The following is a 26,438-nucleotide window of genomic DNA, read 5'->3' as shown; positions in this document are numbered from 1 at the left end:
TATTGGTATAGTATCTTTTATAATAAGTAAATAGTTAATTAATCATTAATCTAGTAATGATGGGGACGGTTAACAATATTTTATAGATAATAACCTTGAAAAAGGTAAAGATGCTATAAAGTATTAACCGTCCCTAAGTATTAATTATTTAAAAATTTTAAAATAAGATAGGATATAAGATGTTAACCGTCCCCAAATAAATAATTCTATAATTTTAAACATAAGGAGAGAAAGTTTAATTATTACATATAAATTTATAAATTCTACACATGGTAAATGAAAACAGTTCTCATTTAATCTTTTTTGGTGTATAATCAAAATCAGATGGCACTTAGCAATAATTATCGCGGCAATTATTAAGATAATTATTTTAGGAGGGCATTATGGCCAAGATAAGAACACCAAGATTTAAATTAAGCAGAAGACTAGGAGTAAATATTTATGGACATCCAAAAGCTATGGAGAGATATAAAAGAGAAACTAGTAGAGCTGGTAAAAAATTGTCAAACTATGGAGTGCAGCTTCTAGAGAAGCAAAAGATTAAGTCTTACTATGGAGTATTAGAAAAGCAATTTAGAAGATACATGGAAAAATCTATGAAGAGCCATGAAATTACAGGAGATGCTTTAATTAAACTTTTAGAATGTAGATTAGACAATCTTGTATATAGAATGGGATTTGCAAGTTCTATACGTCAAGCAAGACAAATGGTTAACCATGGACACATGTTAGTTAACGGACAAAAAGTTGATATTCCTTCTTATGGAGTTAAAGTAGGAGATGAAATAACTCTAAAAGAGAAATATAGAAAAAATGAAATGTTCAGTGAAAATTTCATTAATACAATAAGTACGCTACCTTACATAGAAAAGGATGCAGAAAACTTCAGCGGTAAGCTGGTTAGAATGCCTGAAAGACAGGAAGTACCAGTAGAGGTTGATGAGCAAAAGGTAGTAGAACTTTATTCTAAATAAGACCCATAATATTTTACCTAAGTTTACATTTGATCCCTATAGGTTACCCATACCTATAGGGATTATATTTTTGTGCTAAATACTTAATTTTAGGTATAAGTAAATTTTATAAATTAAAAGGTTAAATTTATAAGACTTTATTTTTACACCGTGTATAATAATAATTGAAAATGAAAATCAATATTAATTAAGGGGTTAAAGATAATCATTAATTTATGATTACTTTATTTAGGAGGGGTTTTTATGAGTAAGATTACTATAGTTTATTGGAGTGGAACAGGAAACACTGAGGAGATGGCAAAACTTATAGAAAGAGGAGCTAAAGAATCAGGTGCAGAGACTGTTTTACTAAATGTATCAGAAGCTACTGAAGAAACCATAAAAAATTCAGAAATTATAGCTTTAGGATCACCATCTATGGGGAATGAAGTTATAGAAGAAGGAGAAATGGAACCATTTGTAGAGTCAATTAAGGATTTAGTAAAAGGTAAAAAGCTAGGCTTATTTGGGTCCTATGGATGGGGAAGTGGTGAATGGATGGAAAGCTGGGTAGCAAGAATGGAAGGCTATGGAGCAGAAGTTATTGAAGAGGGCATCATAGTAAATTCATTCCCAGAAGGAGAAGAAGCTGATAAGTGTATAAACTATGGTAAGATTTTAGCTTCATAAAACAATCCAATTGATATTCATGACATAATTTTTAAGAACTAATTTACATTAAAACCTTTAAGAGTTTAAAGTTAAATAATTACACACAAATACACAAGGAATATGTCTACCCGCCAGTAGATATATAGCCTCCAGATTTTAATGATTAATTACACACACCCTATATCTATGCCTTATAAGGTATAGGGCCTCCTAAGATAAGGCAAGACCATGTAAATAAACGTGTCCGTAGAAAGAGTGTCACCATCTAAAAAGATGGTGACACTCTTTTTTATAAAACTATTAAATGAATTAAATTTATAGAATCACTTACCTTTATAACTATTATTTAATTAGTAATTAGCATATATAAGTTTGTAATATAAAACTATATTAGATTCATTTTAAGGATATTGATCTATCAATCATTGTAATATAAAGTAGATATAAAATGTAATTAGGATTAGATATAATTGCAGATGGTTATTAAAAATATATTTTATACAATAGTAATATGGAAAATAGTAACAGTAACTATCTTCTATTAATATAATATAAAGATTAAGAATTTTATATTTGGAGGATTTACTTATGCTATCTAGAGTTGACTTTATAAGGCAATCATTAGAGTTACATCTCTTCTTTGCACGTATTATGAAGGAACATTCATTTTTTCTAGAAGTGGGCTTTGTACCAGCAGATTCAAATTTTATACTTCAAGCAGATACTTTTAGAAAAGAATTTGATAAGCTATTATCAGAAGTTATAAGTGTTTCTAATGGAGTTGTTAGTTCTGATGTATTGGAGTCAGGAGAAGTGGTAACACCTTACACACTAAAAGCTGAAATGGCTTCATCCTATCTAACAGGAGTTAAAATTCAAACTAACTTAACACAGGAAGAAATGAATCTAAAGGGACATAGAGTTATTATGGATGATAGAATCCTTGAAGATAAAGTATTTGCTATTAATGATAGATCTATAAGACTAATAACAGCCTTAATCGGATTTAAAACAATGTTGTTATCACAGGTTTTAGCATGTAAGGTATTTACAGCTAACTACCCATTACTTATAGATCATATTTTAAGGGAGGCAAGACTTTACCTAAGCATAGTTAAAAGACTACAAAAACGTGAAGAAGTTGATGTAGAAAAAGAATCCTATGAGCAAGAAGCTTTCTGGGATACCATTATGGCAGAACATGCTAAATTTATCCGTGGACTTCTTGATCCTACTGAAGAAGCACTTATGAAGATTGCTAATGATTTTGGAAATGAGTTTGATAAATTAACAATGGAAGCAAAAGTAGCCATGGAAAAAACTCTACCTATTGGAGCTCTTACTAATGAAACTATGAAGTCAACTAAGGCTATACGTGACTTTAAGGAACAAGGAACTAAAGGATTATTAGAGTGTAAAATTAAATCCATAATAATACCTTTATTAGCGGATCATACTCTAAGGGAAGCAAACCATTATTTACGCTTGTTAAAAATATTTGAAAAGCGTTAGTAAAAAACACCTTAAAAATTCAATAGACTTAAGCAAAATAAATTAGTTAATGTAAAAAGTTAAATTATATAATATAAAGGAAAAGGCTTTACTATATAGGTATAATACTATAGTAAGGTCTTTTTTAATCTTCTAAAGTTAGATTGGAATTATTTACTTCAAAAAGATAAATGAGTATAGTAATAATAAATAATTTATTATATAAGTTTTAATATTAAAACTACATTGGATTCGCTTGAAACTTATTGAGTCATCAGCTAGTGAAATGTAAGTTGTTTAATGCAATATATGTATTAAAAGAAAAGCTTAATTTATATATTTTTATTAGATTAAACTTTAAATAAAGATATATATAGATAAAACACTTCAGAACTAAAAATATGACAAACTTAATATTAATAGTTTAAGTGGAGTTTATATTTAATTTTCATAGGGTATATTTATAGAAACTTAAAAGCTTTACCGTTAAAATTAAGGGATAGAGTATCAATATTAATAAGTCTTAAGGCGATGAAGAGGAATATAATTATAGAAAATCATTTGCTGAAGTATTATTTAGTAGGTATTCATAAGATAAGTTAAATCACACTGCTATAGGAGGATTTAATATGAAAAAATTAAGAGTTAACTTAAAAGAAAACAGTTATGATATTTTAATAGATAAAGGAATCCTAAGTAACATAGGAAGGGAAGTAAAAAAAGTTTTTCATGGAGATAAGATAGCTGTAATTACAGATGAAAATTTAAGTAGATATTATAGAAATAGTATTGAAGAAGAACTTTTAAAAGAAGGGTTTAATGTAAAGATAATAGTCCTTAAACCAGGAGAGAAGACTAAGGATTTTAATACATTACCATATATATATGAGGAACTTTTAGATTTTAATCTTACAAGAAGTGATCTCATAATAGCTTTTGGTGGAGGAGTAATAGGGGATATAGGTGGATTTGTAAGTGCCACATACTTAAGAGGGATTAGTTTTATTCAAGTTCCAACATCTCTTTTAGCTCAGGTAGATAGTAGTGTAGGGGGAAAGGTAGCTGTAGACTTACATAGAGGGAAAAATCTAGTTGGAGCTTTCTATCAGCCTAAGTTAGTTATTATAGACACTGAGGTTCTTAATACCTTAGAAGATAGGTTTTTTAATGATGGCATGGCAGAGGTAATAAAATATGGATGTATAAAGGATAAGAATCTTTTTTCTATGCTTCAGAATCTTAAGGGCAGGAAAGAGGTTATGGAAAATATAGAAGATATAGTTTATACATGTTGCGATATTAAAAGAAGAATTGTTGAGATAGATGAGAGGGATACTGGAGAAAGAATGATTCTAAATTTTGGTCATACCCTAGGGCATGCTATTGAAAAATATTATAACTATGAGGTATTTACCCATGGAGAGGCAGTAGCCATAGGAATGCACTTAATTACAATCTTAAGTGAGGAGAAAAAAATAGCTAAAGAAGGAGTAAGTCAGTTATTAAAAGAAATACTTCTTAAGCATAACCTACCTTGTAAAATAAATATTGAAGATAAAAAGAAATTTATAGAAAATATAAAATTAGATAAAAAGAATTTAAATAATAATCTTAATTTAATAGTTATTAAAGACATAGGAGAAGCTTTTATTTTAAAAGAAAATATTAGTTTTTTTGACTCTGTAACAATATAATATTAACTTATTGTGGTAGTTAAGTATTTTATTTAGTTAATAAGTAAATTAAGAATTATTATGGTATATAGGAGAAAATATTAATGAAATTATTAAAAATAAATCCTAAGTTATTAAATGGAGATGTAAATATACCACCTTCAAAAAGTATGGCACATAGGGCCATAATTTGTGCTGCATTAAGTAATGGAGTTAGCCATATAGAAAATATTGATTTATCTGATGATATTATAGCCACCATAGAAGGAATGAGGGCAATGGGGGCTAATATAGAAGTTAATGATAGAAGTGTAATAGTTCAAGGTATAAAGAGCTTTAAGGATAAAGATATAACTATTGATTGTAATGAATCAGGATCAACATTAAGATTTTTAATTCCTATATCAATAGTAAATGATAATAAGGTAAGGTTTATAGGGCAGGGGAATTTAGGGAAAAGACCTCTTAAACCTTACTATGATATATTTGATGAGAAAAATATAGATTACAGTTTTAAAGAAGATATATTAGATTTAAATATAAAAGGAAGATTAAAGCCTGGAGATTTTTATGTTAATGGAAATATAAGTTCTCAATTTATAAGTGGTCTTTTGTTTGCTCTACCCCTTTTAGAAGAGGATTCTAGATTAATAATAAATACAGAACTTGAATCTAAGGCATATATAGATCTTACATTAGCTACTATGAAAGATTTTGGGATAGAAATAGATAATAAAAACTATAAGGAGTTTATAGTAAAGGGAAATCAAAAGTATAAGTCAAAAAATTATTATGTTGAAGGAGATTATTCCCAAGGAGCATTTTTCTTATGTGGAGGAGCCATTGGCAATGATATAAGATGTTTTAATCTAAGTGAAGAGTCCCTCCAAGGGGATAAAGAAATTATAACCATATTAGAATCTATGGGTTCCAGCATGGTTAAGAAGGAATACATAAAGGCTGAAAAGAATGAGCTAAAGGGAATTATAGTAGATGGAGCCCAGTGCCCCGATATTATACCAGTTATTACAGTAGTTGCAGCTTTAAGTGAAGGAATTACTATAATAAAGAATGCATCTAGACTTAGAATAAAAGAATGTGATAGATTAAAAGCTATTAGTACGGAGCTTAATAAAATAGGAGCTAATATAATAGAAAAAGAGGATGGGCTTATAATAGATGGGGTAACAAGCTTTACAGGAGGAGAGGTTTATAGCTGGGATGACCATAGAATAGCCATGGCTTTAGCTATAGCCTCTACTAGATGTAATAATTCACTTATTATAAGAAATCCTATGTGTGTTAAGAAATCCTATCCTAAGTTTTTTGAGGACTTTAAAGAGTTAGGTGGAGAGTATTACTATGTTTAAGGAGTAAATTGTTTGGAGGATGATATATATGAGCGGAATGTGGGGAAATAACTTTAGGCTTTCAATATTTGGAGAATCTCATGGAGAAGCTATAGGAATAACTATAGATGGAATTCCAAGTGGATTTGAAATAGATATTGATAATATAAAACAAGAAATGGAAAGAAGAGCACCAGGAAGAAACTTAATATCTACCCAAAGAAAAGAAGGGGATGTATTTGAAATATTAAGTGGAATGTTTAATGGAAAAGCTACTGGAACACCACTATGCTCAATTATAAGGAATAAGGATAAAAAATCTAGAGATTATTCAAAAATGGAGAATATAATGAGACCAGGACATGCTGATTATCCTGGAGTATTAAGATATAGAGGGTTTAATGACTATAGAGGGGGAGGACACTTTTCAGGGAGGATAACTGCTCCTTTAGTTTTTTCTGGAGCAATAGCTAAGCAAATCCTTAAGGAGAGAGGAATTAAAGTTTTAAGTCATATAAAATCTATAGCTCACATAGAGGATGAAAATATAGACTATTGTAATCCACCTGTTGAAATCTTAGAATCATTAAAATTAAAAGATATGGCAGTTATAAATGATGAGATTAAAGAAGAAATGAAGTCATGCATATTAAATGCCAAAAAAAATAAGGATTCAGTAGGTGGGGTTATAGAGTGTATCATCACGGGTATTCCAGGAGGAGTTGGAAATCCATTCTTTGATTCTCTAGAAAGCACAATAGCTCATTTAGCGTTTTCAGTTCCAGCTGTTAAGGGTATAGAGTTCGGTTGTGGATTTGAAATAACAAAACTTAAAGGTTCAGAGTCAAATGATGAATATTATTATGAAAATCAAGAGGTAAAAACCTATAGTAATAATAATGGAGGAGTAACTGGAGGAATAAGTAATGGTATGCCAGTGGTGTTTAGAGTAGCTATAAAACCTACTGCATCTATATTAAAGCCTCAAAGGACTATAGATATAAGTAAAAAAGAGAATACTGAAATTGAAGTAGAAGGAAGGCATGACCCATGTATAGTTCAGAGAGCTGTTCCTGTGATCGAAGCCATTGCGGCCATAGCAATTACGGATCTTATGGAATTAAAATAAGTAGGTAAGAGGTCTTAGAGATTTTTAAATTATATAAGAGAGTAAATTTAGTTAATACTATTAGGAGTTTAGTTAGGAAGTATAGATAAAAATCACAAAAATAATAAGGATTTATTTTAACATTAATAGGAAAACTTTAGAGTTTTTAATTATATAGATATACCATATGATAATTGAAACTAAATCGCTATCTATTATTATTTAATGTGTATGAAAGGAGTGAGTTTCTAGGTGGTTTATCTATAATATAGTAATAAAGAGTTAATATTTAGGTTTATTAGAAAAGCTTAATATTTCATTAAAGGTTAAGAATGAAAGTTTAAATAGCAAATTCAAGGGGAAAGAATTATTATGGATAGCCTATAGAAAGGAGAATATATATGAAGTTTTTAATTGTAAATGGACCTAACATAAATATGTTAGGAATAAGGGAAAAAAATGTTTATGGAGATAAAACTTATGAAAGTATATGTAATTATATAAGAAGTGAAGGAAAAAAAAGAAATGTACATATAGATATAGTTCAAAATAATATAGAAGGAGAAATAATAAATTATATCCAAGATGCACATTTTGAAAATTATGATGGAGTAATAATAAATCCAGGAGCATATACCCATTATTCTATAGCAATATATGATGCATTGAAATCTATTAATATTCCATGTATTGAAGTTCATTTAAGCAATATATATAAGAGGGAGGAATTCAGGCATAAGTCGGTAACTGCTCCAGCATGTATAGGGCAGATAAGTGGTCTTGGTGAATATGGTTATATATTAGCAATGGAGGGCCTTATTAATTTTATTAAATAAAGAAATATTAGTTTATTATAAAATAGAAATCCTAATTTAAACTATATATTTATAAACTAGAATAAAAAAACCATAGATATAACAGAAATTAAATTTCTATTTACCTATGGTTTTGAGTTTTCATGAGATTTTATAAAGTGTAAAATTAAGATTAAAACCTATATTAATTTTAATGAAGAAGCTATTATTATTCTTATAAGTGATAATCAGTATATAAAAGATATCAGGCTTATTACTACCATGTAAAATAAAGGCTACAACATTTTACATAATAACAACAAGAATAAGTAATATTCAAAATAGTTTTAAAACATGCTATAATATTACTAAAAATCAATTATATTCTAAAAGGGGTGGAGTATTTGATATTTTATAAGGCTTTATTTTGGGAGTTTATATTAATATCAAATATGTATAATTTTGAAATAAATATAATAAATAAAAAATTTATATTAGGTATTTTTTTTATTCTAACTTTTAGTTTGAAAATGTTAGATTATAACTATTTTTTTATAATTCCTATAGTCTTAATATTTATACAAGCTATGTTATTTAAGAGAAATAATAATATGCTAAAAAATTTTTTCTTTGTATCTATTTCTATTATATTATTTGCAATGAATCATTCTATAATATCACGTTTAGTATGGAACCTACCAACTATACAACAGGGAGTCCTAAGAGGACACCATAGACGAATTGCGATAGGTATATATGTATTAGTATCAGCTGCTTGCTTTATAGAAAGTAAGGTCATAGGAAAATATATTAAAAAACTCAACTTAGATGAAATTATTAGAAAAAAACATTGTAAAATTATAGCGACTCTTGTACTAACTATAATGAATATAGCTATAATTTTGTATATGAATTCTACCATTGGAAGTAGAATGGGATTTAAAAAGTGTTTAGATTTAATGAATACAGATATATTTATTTTTTATTTTCTTTTAAACTTTATATTACTTTATTGTTTGTCAGACCTTTTAGTTAAAAGAATAGAGTATAGACATAAAATTAGAAATCTTAGTAATTTAAATGAATATACTAAGAATATTGAGAGTTTATATAGTGAAATAAGGAATGTGAAACATGATTATACTAATATTATATTAACTATAAGTGGATATATAGATAATTCAGATTTAGAAGGTTTAAGAGAATATTTTAATAATAATATTATAAAATATAATAAGAATCTTAATAAAAAAATTAATACATTACCCTTATTAAGTAATTTGAAGATACTTGAACTTAAAGGATTAATATCATCTAAGTTACTTAGGGCTGATTATCTTAAAATAGAGGTAAAGGTAGATATTAGCGATGAAATTAACTTCATAAACATGAATATAATAGATGTTTGTAGGATAATGGGAATACTTTTAGATAATGCTATAGAGGCTTCTGTAGAGCATAAAGAACCTAGGATTATGCTTTCTATAGTGAAAAGTAAGAATGGTGTTGTATTAGTTGTAAGCAATAACTATGTAGAACCTATTGCGAAGGTTCAGGAGATGTTTCAAAGTGGATTTTCCACTAAGGGAAGGGATAGAGGATTAGGACTTACTATAGTGAAAAAAATTTTAAGCGAGTATGAAAAGGTATTCATGGAGACGACTATAGATAATGGACAAGTTATACAATTAATAAAAGTAGAGAATGTAGGCGGTAATTTATGATTAATATAATAGTTTGTGAGGATAATCCTATTCAAAGGGAAAAAATAGTTGATATTATTAAAGAAATAATAAGTGTACATAACTTTAACATGAATATGGCTTTGGTTACAGGAGATCCTTATGAGGTAATAGAGTATTCTAAAAAAGATCATAAGCCTAATGTATATTTATTAGATGTGAATCTTAAGTCTATTATAAATGGAATTCTTTTAGCAGATAAAATCAGAGAAGATGATAATCTATCCTTTATTATTTTTATTACATCTCATGAAGAGATGAGTTACTTAACTTTTAAATATAAGGTTGAGGCTATGGATTATATCATAAAAGATAATTATTCTAATGTTAAAAATAAGGTTTATGAATGTCTTAATATAATAAATAAAAGAGTTAGTGATGAAAAAGAAGATAATATTAATGACATATTTACAATATCTATGGGGGATATTGTAAGAAAGATAAGCTGTGACGACATAATGTACTTTGAAACTGTTGGCAGTGGTCATAAAATTAGAGTCCATTGTGTGAAGAGGCAGATAGAATTTTTAGGAACTCTTAAAGAGATTAAAGAGTCTTTGGATAATCGGTTTTATAGAAGTCATAAATCATATATTGTAAATATCAACAATGTAAGCTTTATTGATAAAAAATCGAAGATTATACATATGAGTAATGGAGAACAGTGCTTTGTATCTAGAAATTATATTAAAGATATAATAAAAGGTTTTACTGATAAATATGAAAAATTAATATAGTAATTTTTAAAGGTTATCCATAAGTTAGGTCTATGGATGGCCTTAATTTATATATATATCCAAGGTAAAATCTAAACTTATCTAAAAGTTTTTTTACAACTATCTCTAAGATTAGTAAAGAAAAATTTAAGTAATAATTAAATGTTAGATTGAGGGTACCTATAATTAAGTCAAAATTCTATAGTATATAGGGTTTTACATAAACACTTAACTTATTCCTTAAAAATATCCTTAATTTATCTTTCTTTGAATAGATGTATAAATTAATTTTTAAACTTAAAACACTATATGTATCTTTAATTTTAAATTATATTCTAATAGGAGAAACTTTAGATTTAAGAGGAAGGTTTTAATATATAGAATGAATATATATTCATGTTATGCTTAAATAATTACATGTTACGAAATCATAGTTAAAAAATAGAAAGTATTAGGGTAAGATATATTTAAGAACTTATTATGATAATTTAATAAGTTAAGGAACAAATAATTGATAAATAATTAATAGAAGTCAGGATTTGATTAAATTTATTTTATTTTAGGGAAGAGTTTTAAGAAATTTATAATTTTGATGGATGACTTTAATTTTAGAAGTATACATATTTATGTCTACTTCTAATTTTTTTATTTAAAAACTAAGATTAGGTAATATAGGAAAGAAGGATAGTTATTTTTTAAACAAAACTTAATTACTTTATAAAAAACATATATCATTTTATAAAAAACAACACAAATTTTTTATATTTGTTGACTAAGTAGGGCGTATGAAATACATTTTTATATGAGAATAATTATCATTATAAAGGAAGGCAACATATGAATAGTACAAAACATAAGATAAAAGGAATAGTTTTAGTAGTTATAGGAATTTTAATTATATATTTAGGATATAAGTTATCCATATCCTATGGATTCCTAGATACTGAAGAAGTAATAAAGGAAATAAGAATTCCAAGAGCACTAGCAGCTATTGTGGTTGGAGCAGCATTAGCTATTTCAGGAGCAATAATGCAAGGAATAACTAGGAACCCATTGGCATCTCCAACTTTGCTAGGATTAAGTAGTGGGGCATCCTTTATGATAACTTTAGTAATGATAGTATGGCCAAGTGTGTCATTTTTAGGATTATCAATGGCATCATTTTTAGGATCCTTACTAGCAGTTATGGTAGTTTATTTCATATCCAGGTTTTCTCCTAATGGACTTACCCCTGTTAAGTTAGCATTAGCAGGGACAACTATTAGCGCATTTTTAGGAGGCATAACCTCTATAGTGGGAAGAATGTTTAATATGTCTCAAAATGTTTATATGTGGTTTTCAGGAGGACTTTCTGGAGTAAGTATGTCAGTGCTTAAGGGGTTTATCCCTTTTATAATAATAGGAATAGTATTATCTATAGGATTATCAAGAAAAATAACAACACTTAGTTTTGGTGAAGAAGTAGCTTTAAATTTAGGAGTTAATGTGAATAAGGTAAAGCTATTTTCTATGATAGCAGTACTCTTTTTAGTCTCAGCAGCGGTAGCTATGGCTGGAAACATAGGTTTTATAGGACTTATGATGCCTCATATAGCTAGGAAGCTTGTTGGACAAGACTATTTTAAAATAATAATAACCTCAGGAATTTTAGGAAGTATACTTTTAGTATACTCAGATTTAATATCAAGAATGATAAGACCACCTTTTGAAACTCCAGTTGGAACAATAACCTCCATTATAGGAGTTGTCTTTTTCTTATATTTAGCAAGAAAAACAGAAGGAGGATTTTAATATGGAAGTTACAAATGAGAAGAAAAGATTTATTTTATGGACTTCTGTACTAACTTTATCCTTAGTAGGATTATTTGTATTAGGAGTTACTTTAGGAAGTACCAATATATCTATTATTGAATTACTTACAGAGAAACAAGTTATATTATTTCACTTTAGAATGCCAAGGGTAGTAATGGCAATTATAGTAGGAGCAGCTCTAGCCTTATCAGCAGTTATAATGCAATCCATAACAAGAAATGGATTAGTAGATACATCTATTGTAGGGGTTAATTCTGCTGCAAGCCTTGTAGTTATAGTCTGTTTAACTTTATTTGCTAATGGAGCTAAGAGTCTCAATTCAAATTTTGCATACATTATGCCGTTTTTCTCTATAGCAGGAGGGATAGTATCTTTATTTATAATTTACTCCTTAGCTTGGAAAAAGGGTGTTAACAATAATAGGTTAATACTAACAGGAATATGTTTAAGTACAGCCTATAGTGCTTTAACCTTACTTTTAACTATGAGTCTATCTAATGGAGACTATAATTTTGCAACTCTATGGATGTCAGGAACCCTATGGGGAAGTAGTTGGAATGGAATTATAGCAATACTGCCTTGGGTAGTAATACTTATTCCATACATAGTATATAAAGCCTTATATCTAGATGTATTTAATCTAGGAGAGCATACAGCAACATCTCTTGGAGTTAATGTGGAGAAGGAAAGATTTAAGCTTATATTTGCGGCAGTTCTTCTTTCATGTTCATCTATAGCAATGGTTGGGTCCATAGGATTTGTAGGGTTTGTAGCTGCTCACATAGGAAGGGCCTTAGTTGGACCAATGCATAAAAGGCTAATTTTTATATCAATGTTAGTAGGATCAGTGCTTTTAATGGCAGCTGATCTTCTTGTAAGAGTTCTATCAAGCGGTGGAGAACTACCGGTGGGAATGATTATATCTGTACTTGGAGCACCTTATTTTCTTTATTTAATGATAAAGAATAATTAATTAGGAGGATATTATGAGTAATATAATAAACATAAGTGATTTAGCTGTTGGATATGGAAAGAAAATAATAATAAATGGGGTAGAAACTGCTATTCCGAAAGGAAAAATAACATCTATTATAGGACCTAATGGATGTGGTAAATCTACTTTAATAAAAACTATTGGTAAGATTTTAAAAAGAGAAAGCGGAAGTATACTTTTAGAAGGAAAAGAAATTAGTAAGATAGAGGGAAAGGAAGTAGCTAAGAAGTTAGCCTTTTTAGCTCAAATAACAACCTCACCAGAAGGGCTTAAGATTAGAGACCTTGTGGCCTATGGAAGATTTCCTTATCAGAAACCATTTTCTTCATTAACAGATGAGGATTATAAGTATATAGATTGGGCTTTAGAGGTAACTAACTTAAAGCATATTGAAAACTCAAAGGTAGATAGCTTATCAGGAGGGCAAAGACAAAGGGTATGGATAGCCATGGCTTTAGCTCAAGGAACGGATACAATAATACTAGATGAGCCTACAACCTACCTTGATATAATGCATCAGTTAGAAGTGCTTAATCTATTAAAGAGGCTAAATGAAGAAGAAGATAAGACAATAATAATGGTATTACATGATATTAATCAAGCAGCAAGTTACTCTCATAATATAATTGCTATGAAGGATGGAAATATAATAGCAGAGGGAAGTCCTAAAGAGGTTATAACCAAGGAAAACTTAAAATTAATATATGGAATTAATGCTGATATAATGACTTATAGAAATAAAATAACCTGTGTACATTGTGAAGTATGTGATATATGTGACTCATGTGAGATGTGTGGAGCGGTAGAAAATTAAATTACTACATAGGGTTAAATCTTAAAAGTTAGTAGATTTAATATTATTAAACTAAGTATAATTTACATATAAAGAAGGAGTATAACTAGTTTTTATATAATTAGTTATACTCCTTTGTTATTTTCTATTATTGTATCTATAATGACTTACTATTACTATTACTATTACTATTACTATTAGCTACAGGTCTCTTAGCAAGCGCTAGTATGGCACCTAAGGCTATGGAGAGAAATGATGCAGATAGGACCCTATATTCTCCAGGTAGCATAAAGGTTAAGGTATGAGCTGGAATCCAGAATAATGGAATAGTTTTTATAACTACAAATGATATAAACCCACTCCAATCAATAGATTTTAGAACTCTATTTAGGTTAGTTGTACCTAGGTCAATACAGGTGTCCGTTACTCTATGAAAACTCATAAAGGTAGGAGCGAAGGTTAAGTTCATAAGGGCACTTGTAAAAAATGCGGTTACAAACCTATCTAGGGTTGAATTAGATAGAGTAGGTAGCAACCCCTTAGATTTTGCAGATAAAACACCACTAGAGAATAAATCAAACATGATTACAAAAACAACACCTATGAATCCCCATACTATAGATTTTAATATAAGACCTTTTGGCTTTATAAAATCGCCATCTTTAATCCTTATGGCAAGAAGTTCACCCATAGTAGCAAGTAAGGAAACCTTTACAAAACCTGTAATATAAGGATATGACTTAGTAGCTCCAACAAATATTTCATGAGTTGAAGGATACACTAAGAAGAAAATAATAAGTATTAAACTAAAACCCCACAAAATGTCTTTCTTTTTCATTTTTTTAATCCCCCTCTTCATATTAGATTATAACAGAAAATGGCAATGTTCATGAAGAGATTTCATAAACATTGCCATTTAAATTAATAAAAACTATATCTATAATATTTAAGAATATAATTAAATTATTTTTCACTTCCAGTATACATATAATGAGATAATCTACCAGCTAAGTTTTGAATAGGCATACTTTGAACATATACTTTACCAGGTCCCGTAAGGGTAGTTAAGAAAAGACCTTCTCCACCAAAGAGCATGTTTTTAACCCCTTTAATCATTTCTATATCGAAGTTAACGGAAGGCTCAAACATAGCTACATTACCTGTATCAACTTTCAATTTTTCTCCAGGAGCTAAAAGAATTTCTTCAATATATCCGTCAAATTCTAAGAATACAATACCAGGTCCAGTGACCTTTTGAAGAATAAAGCCTTCCCCACCAAAGAATCCTGTACTCAATTTTTTTCTAAAATGAACCTCTAAAGATAGAGTATTACTACCTGCTAAAAAAGCTCCTTTTTGGCATATTATTGACTCATCGGCTGAAAGTTCTCTTGCAATAAGTTTACCAGGAAAAGAGGATGGAAAGGCTATAGACCCTACTCCATGAGAGCAAGTATAGGTGTTTAAAAATATAGATTCTCCAGAAAACATTCTAGATATTCCGCCCATAAGGCCACCTTTCATATTGGTATCCATCTTAAAATTATCACTCATCCAACCCATAGCACCAGCTTCAGTGATTAAAGATTCCCCTTCTGTCATTTCACATACTACCACGGGAAAGTTATCTCCTTTTATTGAATAATGCATGAATAATCACTCCTCTAACTTTACTACTTTATATATTAAGCTCTTAAAATTCAATTTTTTAATATAGTTTAATTATATTATTAATTTTAAAAAATACTCTTAAATTAATATTAAATTCTCTTAAATAGATATTAAATTATTAGCTTAATAAAAGGTTTTACATTTTTAAAAGGTTATATTCTTAAGATTGACTTCATAAGAATGTAGATATATAAATTATCTTAAATATGATTGTTGCATACTGATAAAGTTATCCAAATTAAATTAATTCTTATAAATAAATATTCATAAAAATACTATATTAGAAATAGATATAGAAATAAGAGTTTATAGAATAAATTATATATAACCTTTATGTATAATTATTGTAGATTTCTTTTTTAAGAATAAAATACCACTTAATATTTTTGCAAAAATACTTGCATTACTTAAAATGCTGTATTATAATAACCAATGTAACAATTAAATATGTGTAGCATAATAAATAACTTGGAGAGATGTCTGAGCGGTTGAAGGAGCACGCCTGGAAAGCGTGTGTAGGGGCAACTCTACCGCGGGTTCGAATCCCGCTCTCTCCGCCATTTTATTTTTGCCGTGCTAGATGGGGAGCTGGCGGTGCCCTGTACCTGCAATCCGCCTTAGCAGGGTCGAATTCCTCATCGAGGCATTAATTCGTAGGGTCTGGCCCATATAAGTGGTGTTGAGAGTCGGGTCCCACGCAACGGAAAGCTATGAACCTCGTCAGATCCGGAAGGAAGCAGCGATAAGTAGTCCCTTCCGTGTGCCGTGGATCAATCTGGCTTGAGCTAACTGTATGGGTAACGCTTATGAGTTATTGTCGACATGAGGTGCACGGTCTACATAAGCATATTAAAGGATATACATTTGTATATCCTTTTTTTATTGTATTTTTATACTACAATCCATACCTGGGGATCTAAGGGCTATTTAGCTAATATGATGAAAGATAATATGAATAAAAATTAAATTTACAGTGAGTTAAAGGATTACATAAGCTTTTGCATAATATAATAATAAGGGACTTTTTATATACACTTTTAATTTATTCATGAAAAATATTCTTGATTTATTTTGTTTTAGGTAGATTTATAAATTAATTTTAAAACTTAAAACCATATATAAAGAATTGAAGGTTAATAAAGTAAAAATAAGGGGGATTTATACATGGAGGGGAAATGGAGTATAAAGCATAGTGATAATTATATATTTCACTATATAAAAGATAGTTTAGGGGAAAAAGATATAGAAAATATAATAAATATTCAGGAACAGTGTAATAAACATATAAGTAAAGTTCTTAAGGTTTCTATGAAGGGTAAAATAAAATATTTTTTATGTAACTCTAGGGAAGAAGTAGGGGTTAGTTATGGAGATAATGAACCTTGTAGTGGGTTTTCTAGGATGCCTAATGAAATATGGGCTGTTTATAATGAAAAAAATAAATGCATAGGATATCATGAGGATGCTCATATAATTTCATATAATACTTTGGGGGTACCAGAAAGTACGTTTATAAGAGAAGGACTTGCTATGTATTTTGATAGGGTTTGGTTTGGAATAGATAATAATTTTTGGGTACATGAGTATTTAAAAAGGAATAAATATGTAAGTATAACTGATTTAATAAATAATAAGGAATTTTCTAAGTATAGTGATATTTTAACATACCCTATAGCAGGGGCCTTCACTGAGTATCTTATATCACTATTTGGTATTGAGAGATTTAAAGGGTTTTATGTACAACTAAGTTCTTTAAGAAACATAGGGTTTGAAAAGAACTTTAAAGAAGTTTTTCAACAATCTGTTGAAGAGGTAGAGGAAAAGTTTAAAAGTTATATTTTAAGCATAAGGCCTAATGATGCTATAGAGAAAGAAATAGTACAATATATAAGTAATTTTTAGTAGGGTTAAGAGGGAGAGAAAATTTATGTCTGTAGTATGTAGGGTTAAAGAGATATTAAAAGAAACTGGCATTACTCAAAAGGAGTTAGCATCTAGCTCAGGATTATCAAAACAAACTATATCCAACATAGTAAACAATCGTTACTCTACACCTTTAGAGTCAGCTTTTAAAATTTCTAGATTTTAAAATAAAAATATAGAAGATGTATTTATATACGTAGAGTATAAATAAAGGATTAATTTTTAATAAACTCAATGAGACAATAAGTTTCTTTGAGTTTATATTGTTTTTTAGATAAATTTACAAAGTAATTTATATTTTATATAAGTACATAGTATAAATACATAGTAATAATATGCTAGTTTAAAATATAATTAATGAAGGTTATAATGGTATTATAAAAGTATTTTACATATTATAAGATTTATAAAAAGTATAGATGATAACTTGTGATTATATAATAGTATTATTAATAAAATTAGGAAACTAAGTTTATAGGTGTTTAAGATATTTATGAAGTATGATACCCTTATAATAAATGATAATAAGACTAAGAGGTGATGACCGTGGCATATACGGCCTTATATAGAGAATGGAGACCTAGGATTTTTGAGGATGTAGTAGGTCAAGATCATATAACAATAACACTAAGAAACCAAATACTTAAGGAAAGAACAGCCCATGCATATCTTTTCTGTGGTACTAGAGGTACGGGAAAGACATCTACTGCAAAGATAATGGCTAAGGCCTTAAATTGCCTCGATTTAAGAGAGGGTGAGCCTTGCAATGAATGTGATATGTGTAAAAAAATAAATTCAGGGCTTTCTATTGATGTTACGGAATTAGATGCAGCTTCTAACAATGGAGTTGATAAAATAAGAGATATTATAGATGATGTACAGTATCCACCTCAAGAAGCGAAGTTTAAAGTTTATGTAATGGATGAGGTTCATATGCTTTCCCAAGGAGCTGTTAATGCTTTTCTTAAAACCCTTGAAGAGCCTCCAAAGAGAGTAGTATTTATATTAGCAACTACAGATCCACAGAAACTTCCTATAACTATACTTTCAAGGTGCCAAAGATTTGATTTTAAAAGAATTAAAACAGAGGATGTATCTGCAAGACTTAGGAAGATAGCAGATGGATTAGGGATTTTTGCTGAAGATAAGAGTCTTGACTTAGTTGCAAGAATGAGTGATGGAGCAATGAGAGATGCCTTAAGCATACTAGATCAGGGTATAGCTATGGGTGGTGGAAAGATAGAATATAATAATATAATAGAGATGCTTGGACTTGTAACCAGCGAACACTTATTAAATCTTATGGAATGTGCAATAGGTAGGGATACAGAAAAGGCAATGAGATTAATTGATGATATAGTCTTTGCGGGGAAAGATATTCAAACATTTATAAAGGATTTTACAACTCATATGAGAAATTTACTTATGGTAAAGGTAAGCAATAATCCTCAAGAGGTTTTAGATATGTCTCTTGAAAACATAGAACTTTTGAAAAAGCAGTCTGATAAGATAGGCATAGAAGAAATCATGAGATTTATAAGAATTCTTCAAGAGGCTGAAGAACAATCCAAGTGGAGCAAACAGGGACGTATATATCTAGAATTAGCTCTTATAAAAATGTGTAGAATAGAGTTTGATAACTCTCCAGAGGTTATACTAGCTAGAATAAACAAACTTGAAAGTGCTTTAAGAAGTGGGAAAATAGCTGTTTCAACAGAGCCACAAGAAGAGCTAAGTATAAATGAACAAAGAAAGAACCTTCCACAAGATACACCAAAACCTAAGGTGGTAAAGAGAGAAGAAGTTAAAGAGGAAATAGATGAAAACTTTAATGAGAACTCTGAACTTAACATATCTAAGGTAGAGAAGGCTTGGCAGGATATACTAGAAACTTTTAAAAGCAGAAGACAGATGGTTATATATGCCTCCCTTATAACAGGAAGATTATATTCTTGTAAAAATGGAGTAATAGAAATAAAATATGAAGAGAAATTTTCATTTAATAAACAAAGACTTGAAAAAGAAGATTACAGAAAATCAGTAGATAGTGCATTTTCAGAGGTGCTAAGAGAAAATGTTAAGGTTAAGTACACAATAGAAAAAGAAGAGAAGGAAGTTACAGAATCCAAGGAAGATAAGCTTAAGGCTGCCTTTGGAGAAGATATGGTGGAGATTATAGATTAATTTCACTTATTATAAGGTTAGAAAGTGAAGTAGTTTAAGTTTATAACTTTCACATATTAAGATAGGATAAATAATAATGATATAGTAGGTATATATAAGATGTAAGCTTTGTTTTAAAACTTGCACTTTATATAGTATTAAAAGAGAAAATAATATATAATAAAAATTAAGTTCATTTTAAGGAGGATTTTATATGGCAAGAGGTGGATTTCCAGGAGGCTTAGGCGGAGGAAATATGCAAAACTTATTAAAGCAAGCTCAAAAGATGCAAAAGCAAATGGAAGATATGCAAAAAGATCTTGAAAGTAAAAGTTTTGAAGCTACAGCAGGTGGCGGAGCAGTTAAAGCAGTAGTTAATGGAAAGAATGAAGTTTTAGAAATTAAGATAAAGCCTGAAGTTGTAGATGAAGATGATGTTGAAATGTTAGAGGACTTAGTGTTAACTGCAGTTAATCAAGCACTAAAGAATGCTCAAGATGAAACATCAGAAGGAATGAAGAAGGTAACTGGTGGAATGAATATTCCAGGAATGTTTTAATAGAGTTTAGACTTAAGTTTTAAGTTAGGCGTACAATGTAATTGTATGCCTAAAACAATTTATATAGTTGTTTAAAATAATATAAATATTACTATTTTCTTATTTTAAGTGTAATCTTAGGTTAAGATAAGTTTATATAGAATTGAAGCATAGATTTTAAATATAAATTTTAAGTTAAGGGATGTGATGCTTAATGGATTTCTATCCAGTAGCAATAGAAAAGCTTATTGAAGAATTTGCCAAGCTACCAAGTGTAGGATATAAAACCGCTCAGAGATTGACCCTACATGTTTTAAATCTTCCTAAAGATGAGGTGGAAGAGTTCGCTAAAGCTTTAATTGAAGCTAGAGGGACTATAAAATATTGCTCTATTTGTGGAAATTATACAGATAAAGATCCGTGTGCTTTATGTGCTAATCCTCATAGAGATAAATCCTTAGTTTGTGTTGTAGAGCAACCTAAGGACATAATAGCAATGGAAAAGGTAAGAGAATTTAATGGAGTTTATCATGTTTTACATGGAAATATTTCTCCTATGGCAGGAAGAGGACCAGCTGATATAAAACTTAAGGAACTTATATCTAGAATGAATGGAAGCATAAAAGAAGTTATAGTTGCTACGAATCCTACTATTGAAGGAGAGGCTACAGCAATGTACATATCTAAGATATTAAAGCCATTAGAGGTTAAGGTGACTAGAATAGCCCATGGTATACCTGTAGGTGGAGACTTAGAATATGCTGATGAGGTAACTCTTTCTAAGGCTCTTGAAGGAAGACGAGAACTATAGATTAAGAAGAAATCTTATTTAGTTAATATAAAACGAATCTTCCTTTAGGTTGGGGTCTTTCTACCGCATGAAGGTTAGATAAGTTAATCTAGGGCATAGCAAATGTTATCCCCCACCTTATACGTGGATGGGGGTATTACGGATTATAGCCATCAGATAAAAGAGTTCAAGTATAGGCTGATTAAAAAAGTTTATACCTGAACTTTTTTTATTGTTTATTATAGAGTGATACTAAGTTTTTATGTCATTAAAAGACTTGTATTGACTAAGGAGATTTTATATAAAAGTATTATGAAACACTTTATATAATCAAGAAGATATATAACTGTTAATAGTTAGAACTAAAAAGTGACTTTTAAATGATGAACTAGTATGGAGTAATAAATTAAAAAATGTGATAATCATTTCATAGCACGTGTTAGAAAAAAATGGTATAATTACATGAAATTATGTAAGAAGTTATGATTAGATAAAGTTCCGTAAAATGATTTAGAGAGGTGTTGAGGATTATTGATTAATGTAAAATTTTATGATTTAGATGCTATTGAAGATGAAAAATTAAAATATGCAGTTATAGTATCAAAATATAATGATATGTGGATAAATGTAAGGCATAAAGAGAGAGAGACTTGGGAAATACCAGGAGGACATAGGGAAGGAAACGAAAGAATTGATAATACAGCAGAAAGGGAACTGATTGAGGAAACTGGAGCGAAGGACTTTAAATTATATCCTGTATGTATCTATTCAGTAGAGAGGGAAACTAGAGAGTCTTTTGGACAGGTATTCTATGCTGATGTATTTAATTTAGGAGAATTACCTTATTCAGAAATAGGTGAAGTAAGACTATTTGATACTATACCAGAAAACCTAACTTACCCACTAATGCACCCCTTTTTATTTGAAAAGGTTCTTAAATTTTTAGAGGAAAGTGTATAAGTGGCTGAAGTTTTAAGAGAAGATTTTCAGATATTTCAAGGATTAGACTATTTTAATAAGCTATTATAACTAAATAAGGAGGTAAAGATATTTTTATAAAAGTTAATATATTCCTTATATTACTTTAAGATATACATATAAAGAAATTGAAGGTAAAGGATTATTTAAGATAAAAAAATATAAAAGTATAGAACATAAAAAGTATATGTATGCTTAGAATTTATTTATATAGAATGTATAAGATTTATATTAATGATTTTAAGGATAATAAGGGCATATAAGATATGGTATCTTATAAAGAATAAATCACCTATTTGTGTCAATAATTAAGAAGAGATATAAAATAGGAGGTTTATGATTATATGAATAAGAGTTTTATAATTAATAATATAAAATTAAAGGTATGTGAAGAAGGATTTAGTAATAAAGATGAATTATTAGAAGCTATAGACAAGGTTATATGTGAATTGGAAGCTATAAGAAATTATTTTGATAATGTACAAGATCCTAAGTTAATAGAAGTAGCTGTTTATACAGAGGCAGCTGTGAAGGCCAAATACGATTATTTAATTAAAGAAGCAAAAAGATTAGGATTAAACTGTAATATAGTAGCTTCCTAGCATATTATGTTAATATATTAGTATAAATATTAAAGGGATAGGAGGTATGAAATGGAGGCATTAATAGCATTTATAGGAGCTATAGTAGGTTTATTTATAATAGTAACTATATTTTCATGGCCAATAAAGATTTTTATAAAACTTTGTGTTAATGGAGTACTAGGGGCAATTCTTCTGTGGATAGTAAACTTAGTTGGAGCTAGTTTTGGAGTTCAAATAGGTATAAATATAGGTACAGCTCTAATAGCAGGATTTTTTGGAGTGCCAGGGGTTATATTTTTAATTATATATAAGATGTTTATATAATTAAGGTTAAAAAATAAATAAGTCTAGGTTATTTTAGAAGTTATAAAAATAGGATTAATAGAAATTCAGGGACTTAAAGGATGCGAGAGCTCATATTAGAAATTCTTAGGTATAACTGATAAAAGTAAATAATATAAAAAGTATGGACAAGTTATTAAATGAAAAATAAAAATTATTTTTTAAAATTAATTATAGAGGAATAAAAGCTTCTTAATATATAAAGTTCATAGAGATTTAAAAATGAAAATAAAAGCAGACTACCGAAGGGGGCTTATGGTAGTCTGCTTTAAATTTAGATGGGAGAATGGATAAAATTTTCTTAAATAAAGACAGGCATCTTTTGTGGGAGAGCTTGTTTTGTTTAAAAATGCTCTTCTAGAATCAGTATATGAAGATTTAAAAAAATGGTTACTATATCATATATTGTATTAATTGAGAGGTAATAATGTTATGAGTAAGTTATTTAGTCAAGTTATATTTATTGTTTACTATCTTGTAATGTATAATACTAACTGATATACTATAGTTAATATAAAAATTAAAATTTTTGTGCTGACTTTAGTTAAGTAGAATTATTGGTTTGTTAAATGAATAAGAATATTGAGTTTGATAGAATAGACTCGCATATTAATAAGGTTATAGTAAAAAACCTACATTTAAACAAGATTTAATTTATATAGCATATTAATAATAAGGTAGGTGATTAATTTGAATTCTCAATTAAAAAAGGGTGTTTTAGAATTATGTGTATTATCTTTACTAGCTAAAAAGGATTACTATGGATATGAATTAATACACAAGATATCTGAAAATATTCAAATATCTGATGGAACTATATATCCTATCTTAAGGCGACTGAGTAAGGAAGGATATTTTACAACTTATCTTCAGGAATCTCAAGAGGGACCCCCAAGGAAATACTACAAAATAACAGAACTTGGATTAAACACTAAGGAGGCACTCATAAATGAGTGGGAAGAATTCATAGAAAGTGTAAACAACACATTAGGGGTAGGTGATGATAATGAATAAAGAAGAATTTTTACTTGTATTAAAAAACAACTTAAGAGGATTCACTAATGAAGAAATGCAAGAAATATTATATGACTATGAGGAACACTTCTCAGTAGGGGGAGCGGAAGGAAAGACAGAAGAAGAAATAGCTAAAGAGTTAGGTGACCCTGTAACTATAGCAAGACAATACAGTGAGAGTAATAAGAATAATAATACCAATACCACTAATAACTATACTGGTAATACTTATGCAGGAAGTAGTGGTAATGTTAAAAGCAGCAGTAATGAAAATAAAAAAGTGTTATCAATGATTATTTTAATAGTTATCATTATTTTAGCTTTAGGACCCCTTGCAGGATTAGGTGGATTGCTCATTGGTATATTTGGAGCTGGTGTTGGTCTTACATTGGGTGGAGTTGGTCTCTTAATAGGTGGAGTAACTGGGACTGTAGGGACTATGTTCTTTAGCCCTATAGCACTACCACTGTCTGCTTTGATATTTATTGGGATAGGTACCTCTGCTTTAGGACTTCTAGTTTTAATTGGAGCAGTATATTTAGTTATGTTACTAATTGACTTAACTAAGAAATTCTATAAATTTATATATGAATCTTTACAGTAGGAGGTGCTATATGACTATTAAATCTAAAAATTTTAAAATAAAGAAGTTTGTCTTAGTATTAGTATCACTAGTGTTTATATGTTATGGAGCAGGAGCTTTAATAATTTTAAGCTCAGGTGGTACTATATATGATATTTTTAATAGGGGAAATTTTAATGGTTTCCTAAGGAATAATTTTAGAGGATATGGAAATGAACTTAATTTGGAGAGAAGTGAATCTATAAGTTTAAAAGATATATCTAAAATAAATGTATCAACCACATTTTCAGATGTAAAAGTTATCTATAATGATGGGGAAGAGTTAAGGGCTGACTTGAAGGGGTCAGTGAGAGGAACTTTATCATCAAGTGATATAGAGTTAATATTGACTAGTTCTAATGGAGAGGTAAATGTAAAACAAACATCTCCAAGTGGAATGAATATAAATTTTTCAGATGCAGGTCTTACATTATATATACCTAAAAGTTATTCAAAAGCTATGGACATTTCTACTATAAGCGGAGATGTAGATTTATCTCAGGTTAACTTAGATACTACAGGTATGAAGATCAAAACTATATCTGGAGATATAAGATGTAATAATATAAAAACTAAGGATATGGAGATAAATTCAACATCAGGAAGTGTTAGTATAAATAAGCTTATAAGTTCTACCTTAAAAAGCAGCCAGATTTCGGGGGATATTAATATAAATGATTTTGAGGGAGCCATAGAATTAAAGACTACATCAGGAGAAATTAGGCTGAAAATGAATAAGATAAATGATTCGGCGAAAATAAGTTCAATTTCTGGAGATGTGGATCTTTATATAAACCCTAGTATAAATATAGAATTTGATATAAATTCAGTATCAGGGGATGTATCTTTGGATAATTCTTTAAACACCTCAGGGATAATAAAAAAATCAAAAGGATCTATTAAAGTAAATTCAGGAGGGATATCATCCTCAATATCTACAACTAGTGGAGATATAAGAATAAAATCCAATTAATAAGGATGATGAACAGGCATATTAAAATAAATTTATTGTGCGTATAGAATCAATAGACTAAGAATATATAAGAATAATAAGTTAAAAGTATCCTATTTCATACATATGAATTATGAAATAGGGTACTTTTGTTTTAAAATAAACTCTATGTGATAGAGAGTAATTATAATAAGTAGGAGAATATGAAAAACTTCAGGGATGAATATAAATTAAGAGAAGTATAAAGAAGAAGTGTAAAAATATATAGAATGATTATTACTAGAGTAAAGAATAGGATTTAGAAATAATGAGGAAGAAAATAGAAGTTAAGTGATAAGGTCATAGAGTTTATTATGTAGAATAATAGAGTTTTAAAATTAGAGATCTATATTCTTAAGGAAAACAAAGTATATAATTTTAAGAAATCCTGTGGTTATATGGTATAAGTATATAAAACATAAAAGAAACATAACCTAGTGTATCAATATACTTATAAGAAAGAAAAACATAGAAACTAAGAGTATAAGTAGTATAAGTTATAAATTACACTATAAGATAATAGACAAGATTAACTCTTATATATGATATTATGAAATACGTTGTCGCAAGAAAAGAACTTAAATCAACACTTTAAATTAATTTTAAAATATTAAAAAAAGTTGTTGACAGGAAAAAATAAAAGTGATAACATAAAGAAGTCGCTTGAGGGCGACATGGTCTTTGAAAATTAAACAGATTAAGATAAAGAACCAGCAATTCTTTTA

25 protein-coding genes, 1 tRNA gene and 1 other RNA gene are annotated in these 26,438 nt (G+C 28.8%); 25 read left to right on the top strand and 2 right to left on the bottom strand.

Annotated features, from left to right (window positions below; genetic code table 11):
* Nucleotides 1-383 precede the first annotated feature (383 nt).
* From rpsD to BR69_RS20315, 12 genes are all read left to right on the top strand, one after another.
* The gene (gene rpsD, locus BR69_RS0109665; protein WP_027633013.1) at nt 384-974 is read left to right on the top strand and encodes a 30S ribosomal protein S4; all 591 of its coding nucleotides are present in this window, start codon (nt 384-386) and stop codon (nt 972-974) included.
* 243 nt (nt 975-1,217) lie between these two features.
* A complete protein-coding gene (locus tag BR69_RS0109660; protein WP_027633012.1) occupies nt 1,218-1,643 on the top strand; it encodes a flavodoxin in 426 nt (141 codons plus the stop codon).
* A gap of 570 nt (nt 1,644-2,213) precedes the next feature.
* On the top strand, nt 2,214-3,137 hold the full coding sequence (locus tag BR69_RS0109655) for a DUF2935 domain-containing protein (RefSeq protein WP_027633011.1): 924 nt from the start codon (nt 2,214-2,216) through the stop codon (nt 3,135-3,137).
* A 608-nt stretch (nt 3,138-3,745) separates the two neighbouring features.
* Nucleotides 3,746-4,810, top strand: coding sequence for a 3-dehydroquinate synthase (aroB, locus tag BR69_RS0109650; protein WP_027633010.1), 1,065 nt, complete (start codon nt 3,746-3,748; stop codon nt 4,808-4,810).
* An 83-nt stretch (nt 4,811-4,893) separates the two neighbouring features.
* Nucleotides 4,894-6,159, top strand: a complete 1,266-nt coding sequence (gene aroA / locus BR69_RS0109645) for a 3-phosphoshikimate 1-carboxyvinyltransferase (RefSeq protein WP_027633009.1) — start codon at nt 4,894-4,896, stop codon at nt 6,157-6,159.
* Nucleotides 6,160-6,187: 28 nt separating this feature from the next.
* On the top strand, nt 6,188-7,267 hold the full coding sequence (aroC, locus tag BR69_RS0109640) for a chorismate synthase (RefSeq protein WP_027633008.1): 1,080 nt from the start codon (nt 6,188-6,190) through the stop codon (nt 7,265-7,267).
* Nucleotides 7,268-7,647: 380 nt separating this feature from the next.
* Entirely contained in the window at nt 7,648-8,082 is a 435-nt protein-coding gene (gene aroQ, locus BR69_RS0109635) for a type II 3-dehydroquinate dehydratase (RefSeq protein ID WP_027633007.1), read from the top strand.
* A gap of 569 nt (nt 8,083-8,651) precedes the next feature.
* Complete coding sequence (locus tag BR69_RS0109630; RefSeq protein WP_160169945.1) at nt 8,652-9,764, top strand: sensor histidine kinase; 1,113 nt, start codon at nt 8,652-8,654, stop codon at nt 9,762-9,764.
* Nucleotides 9,761-10,519 (top strand): LytR/AlgR family response regulator transcription factor, encoded by a 759-nt coding sequence (locus BR69_RS0109625; RefSeq protein WP_027633005.1) that lies wholly within the window; start codon nt 9,761-9,763, stop codon nt 10,517-10,519. The genes BR69_RS0109630 and BR69_RS0109625 overlap by 4 nt, the downstream gene beginning before the upstream one ends.
* An 816-nt stretch (nt 10,520-11,335) precedes the next feature.
* The gene (locus BR69_RS20320) at nt 11,336-12,289 is read left to right on the top strand and encodes a FecCD family ABC transporter permease (protein ID WP_034849657.1); all 954 of its coding nucleotides are present in this window, start codon (nt 11,336-11,338) and stop codon (nt 12,287-12,289) included.
* Nucleotide 12,290: 1 nt separating this feature from the next.
* Entirely contained in the window at nt 12,291-13,283 is a 993-nt protein-coding gene (locus BR69_RS0109615; protein ID WP_027633004.1) for a FecCD family ABC transporter permease, read from the top strand.
* Nucleotides 13,284-13,296: 13 nt separating this feature from the next.
* Complete coding sequence (locus BR69_RS20315) at nt 13,297-14,118, top strand: ABC transporter ATP-binding protein (protein WP_051623563.1); 822 nt, start codon at nt 13,297-13,299, stop codon at nt 14,116-14,118.
* Between the two features lie 136 nt (nt 14,119-14,254).
* Here BR69_RS20315 and BR69_RS20310 read toward each other — a convergent pair whose 3' ends face one another.
* Nucleotides 14,255-14,935: a hypothetical protein gene (locus BR69_RS20310; RefSeq protein WP_051623562.1), complete on the bottom strand. Its 681-nt coding sequence runs from the start codon at nt 14,933-14,935 to the stop codon at nt 14,255-14,257.
* Between the two features lie 125 nt (nt 14,936-15,060).
* Nucleotides 15,061-15,747 (bottom strand): TIGR00266 family protein, encoded by a 687-nt coding sequence (locus BR69_RS0109600; RefSeq protein WP_027633003.1) that lies wholly within the window; start codon nt 15,745-15,747, stop codon nt 15,061-15,063.
* Between the two features lie 491 nt (nt 15,748-16,238).
* Between BR69_RS0109600 and BR69_RS0109595 the strand changes: the two genes are divergently transcribed.
* The 13 genes from BR69_RS0109595 (at nt 16,239) to BR69_RS0109540 (ending at nt 25,695) form a co-directional block, all read left to right on the top strand.
* Nucleotides 16,239-16,328 (top strand) — tRNA-Ser (locus tag BR69_RS0109595).
* 11 nt (nt 16,329-16,339) lie between these two features.
* Nucleotides 16,340-16,603, top strand: an RNA gene (ffs, locus tag BR69_RS21515) — signal recognition particle sRNA large type.
* Nucleotides 16,604-16,932: 329 nt separating this feature from the next.
* Entirely contained in the window at nt 16,933-17,670 is a 738-nt protein-coding gene (locus tag BR69_RS0109590; RefSeq protein ID WP_027633002.1) for a hypothetical protein, read from the top strand.
* Nucleotides 17,671-17,695: 25 nt separating this feature from the next.
* Nucleotides 17,696-17,857, top strand: a complete 162-nt coding sequence (locus BR69_RS21510; RefSeq protein ID WP_084315400.1) for a helix-turn-helix transcriptional regulator — start codon at nt 17,696-17,698, stop codon at nt 17,855-17,857.
* A gap of 380 nt (nt 17,858-18,237) precedes the next feature.
* Nucleotides 18,238-19,875 carry a DNA polymerase III subunit gamma/tau gene (gene dnaX, locus BR69_RS0109580; protein ID WP_027633001.1) on the top strand — a complete coding sequence of 546 codons (1,638 nt, stop codon included), beginning with the start codon at nt 18,238-18,240 and terminating at the stop codon, nt 19,873-19,875.
* Nucleotides 19,876-20,068: 193 nt separating this feature from the next.
* Nucleotides 20,069-20,413: a YbaB/EbfC family nucleoid-associated protein gene (locus BR69_RS0109575; protein ID WP_027633000.1), complete on the top strand. Its 345-nt coding sequence runs from the start codon at nt 20,069-20,071 to the stop codon at nt 20,411-20,413.
* Between the two features lie 193 nt (nt 20,414-20,606).
* Nucleotides 20,607-21,203, top strand: coding sequence for a recombination mediator RecR (gene recR / locus BR69_RS0109570; RefSeq protein WP_027632999.1), 597 nt, complete (start codon nt 20,607-20,609; stop codon nt 21,201-21,203).
* A gap of 510 nt (nt 21,204-21,713) precedes the next feature.
* Nucleotides 21,714-22,142: an NUDIX hydrolase gene (locus tag BR69_RS0109565; protein WP_027632998.1), complete on the top strand. Its 429-nt coding sequence runs from the start codon at nt 21,714-21,716 to the stop codon at nt 22,140-22,142.
* Between the two features lie 362 nt (nt 22,143-22,504).
* A complete protein-coding gene (locus BR69_RS0109560; RefSeq protein WP_027632997.1) occupies nt 22,505-22,762 on the top strand; it encodes a YaaL family protein in 258 nt (85 codons plus the stop codon).
* A gap of 51 nt (nt 22,763-22,813) precedes the next feature.
* Nucleotides 22,814-23,068: a pro-sigmaK processing inhibitor BofA family protein gene (locus BR69_RS0109555; protein ID WP_027632996.1), complete on the top strand. Its 255-nt coding sequence runs from the start codon at nt 22,814-22,816 to the stop codon at nt 23,066-23,068.
* Between the two features lie 708 nt (nt 23,069-23,776).
* Nucleotides 23,777-24,100 (top strand): PadR family transcriptional regulator, encoded by a 324-nt coding sequence (locus BR69_RS0109550; protein ID WP_027632995.1) that lies wholly within the window; start codon nt 23,777-23,779, stop codon nt 24,098-24,100.
* Complete coding sequence (locus tag BR69_RS0109545) at nt 24,087-24,704, top strand: DUF1700 domain-containing protein (protein WP_027632994.1); 618 nt, start codon at nt 24,087-24,089, stop codon at nt 24,702-24,704. The genes BR69_RS0109550 and BR69_RS0109545 overlap by 14 nt, the downstream gene beginning before the upstream one ends.
* A 10-nt stretch (nt 24,705-24,714) precedes the next feature.
* Entirely contained in the window at nt 24,715-25,695 is a 981-nt protein-coding gene (locus tag BR69_RS0109540) for a DUF4097 family beta strand repeat-containing protein (protein ID WP_027632993.1), read from the top strand.
* The last annotated feature ends 743 nt before the right edge of the window (nt 25,696-26,438 follow it).

Source organism: Clostridium hydrogeniformans DSM 21757 (assembly GCF_000686705.1).
Taxonomy (GTDB): domain Bacteria; phylum Bacillota; class Clostridia; order Clostridiales; family Clostridiaceae; genus Clostridium_Z; species Clostridium_Z hydrogeniformans.
The sequence above is the reverse complement of the archived record's forward strand: the minus strand, read 5'-3'. Positions and strand labels throughout refer to the sequence as shown.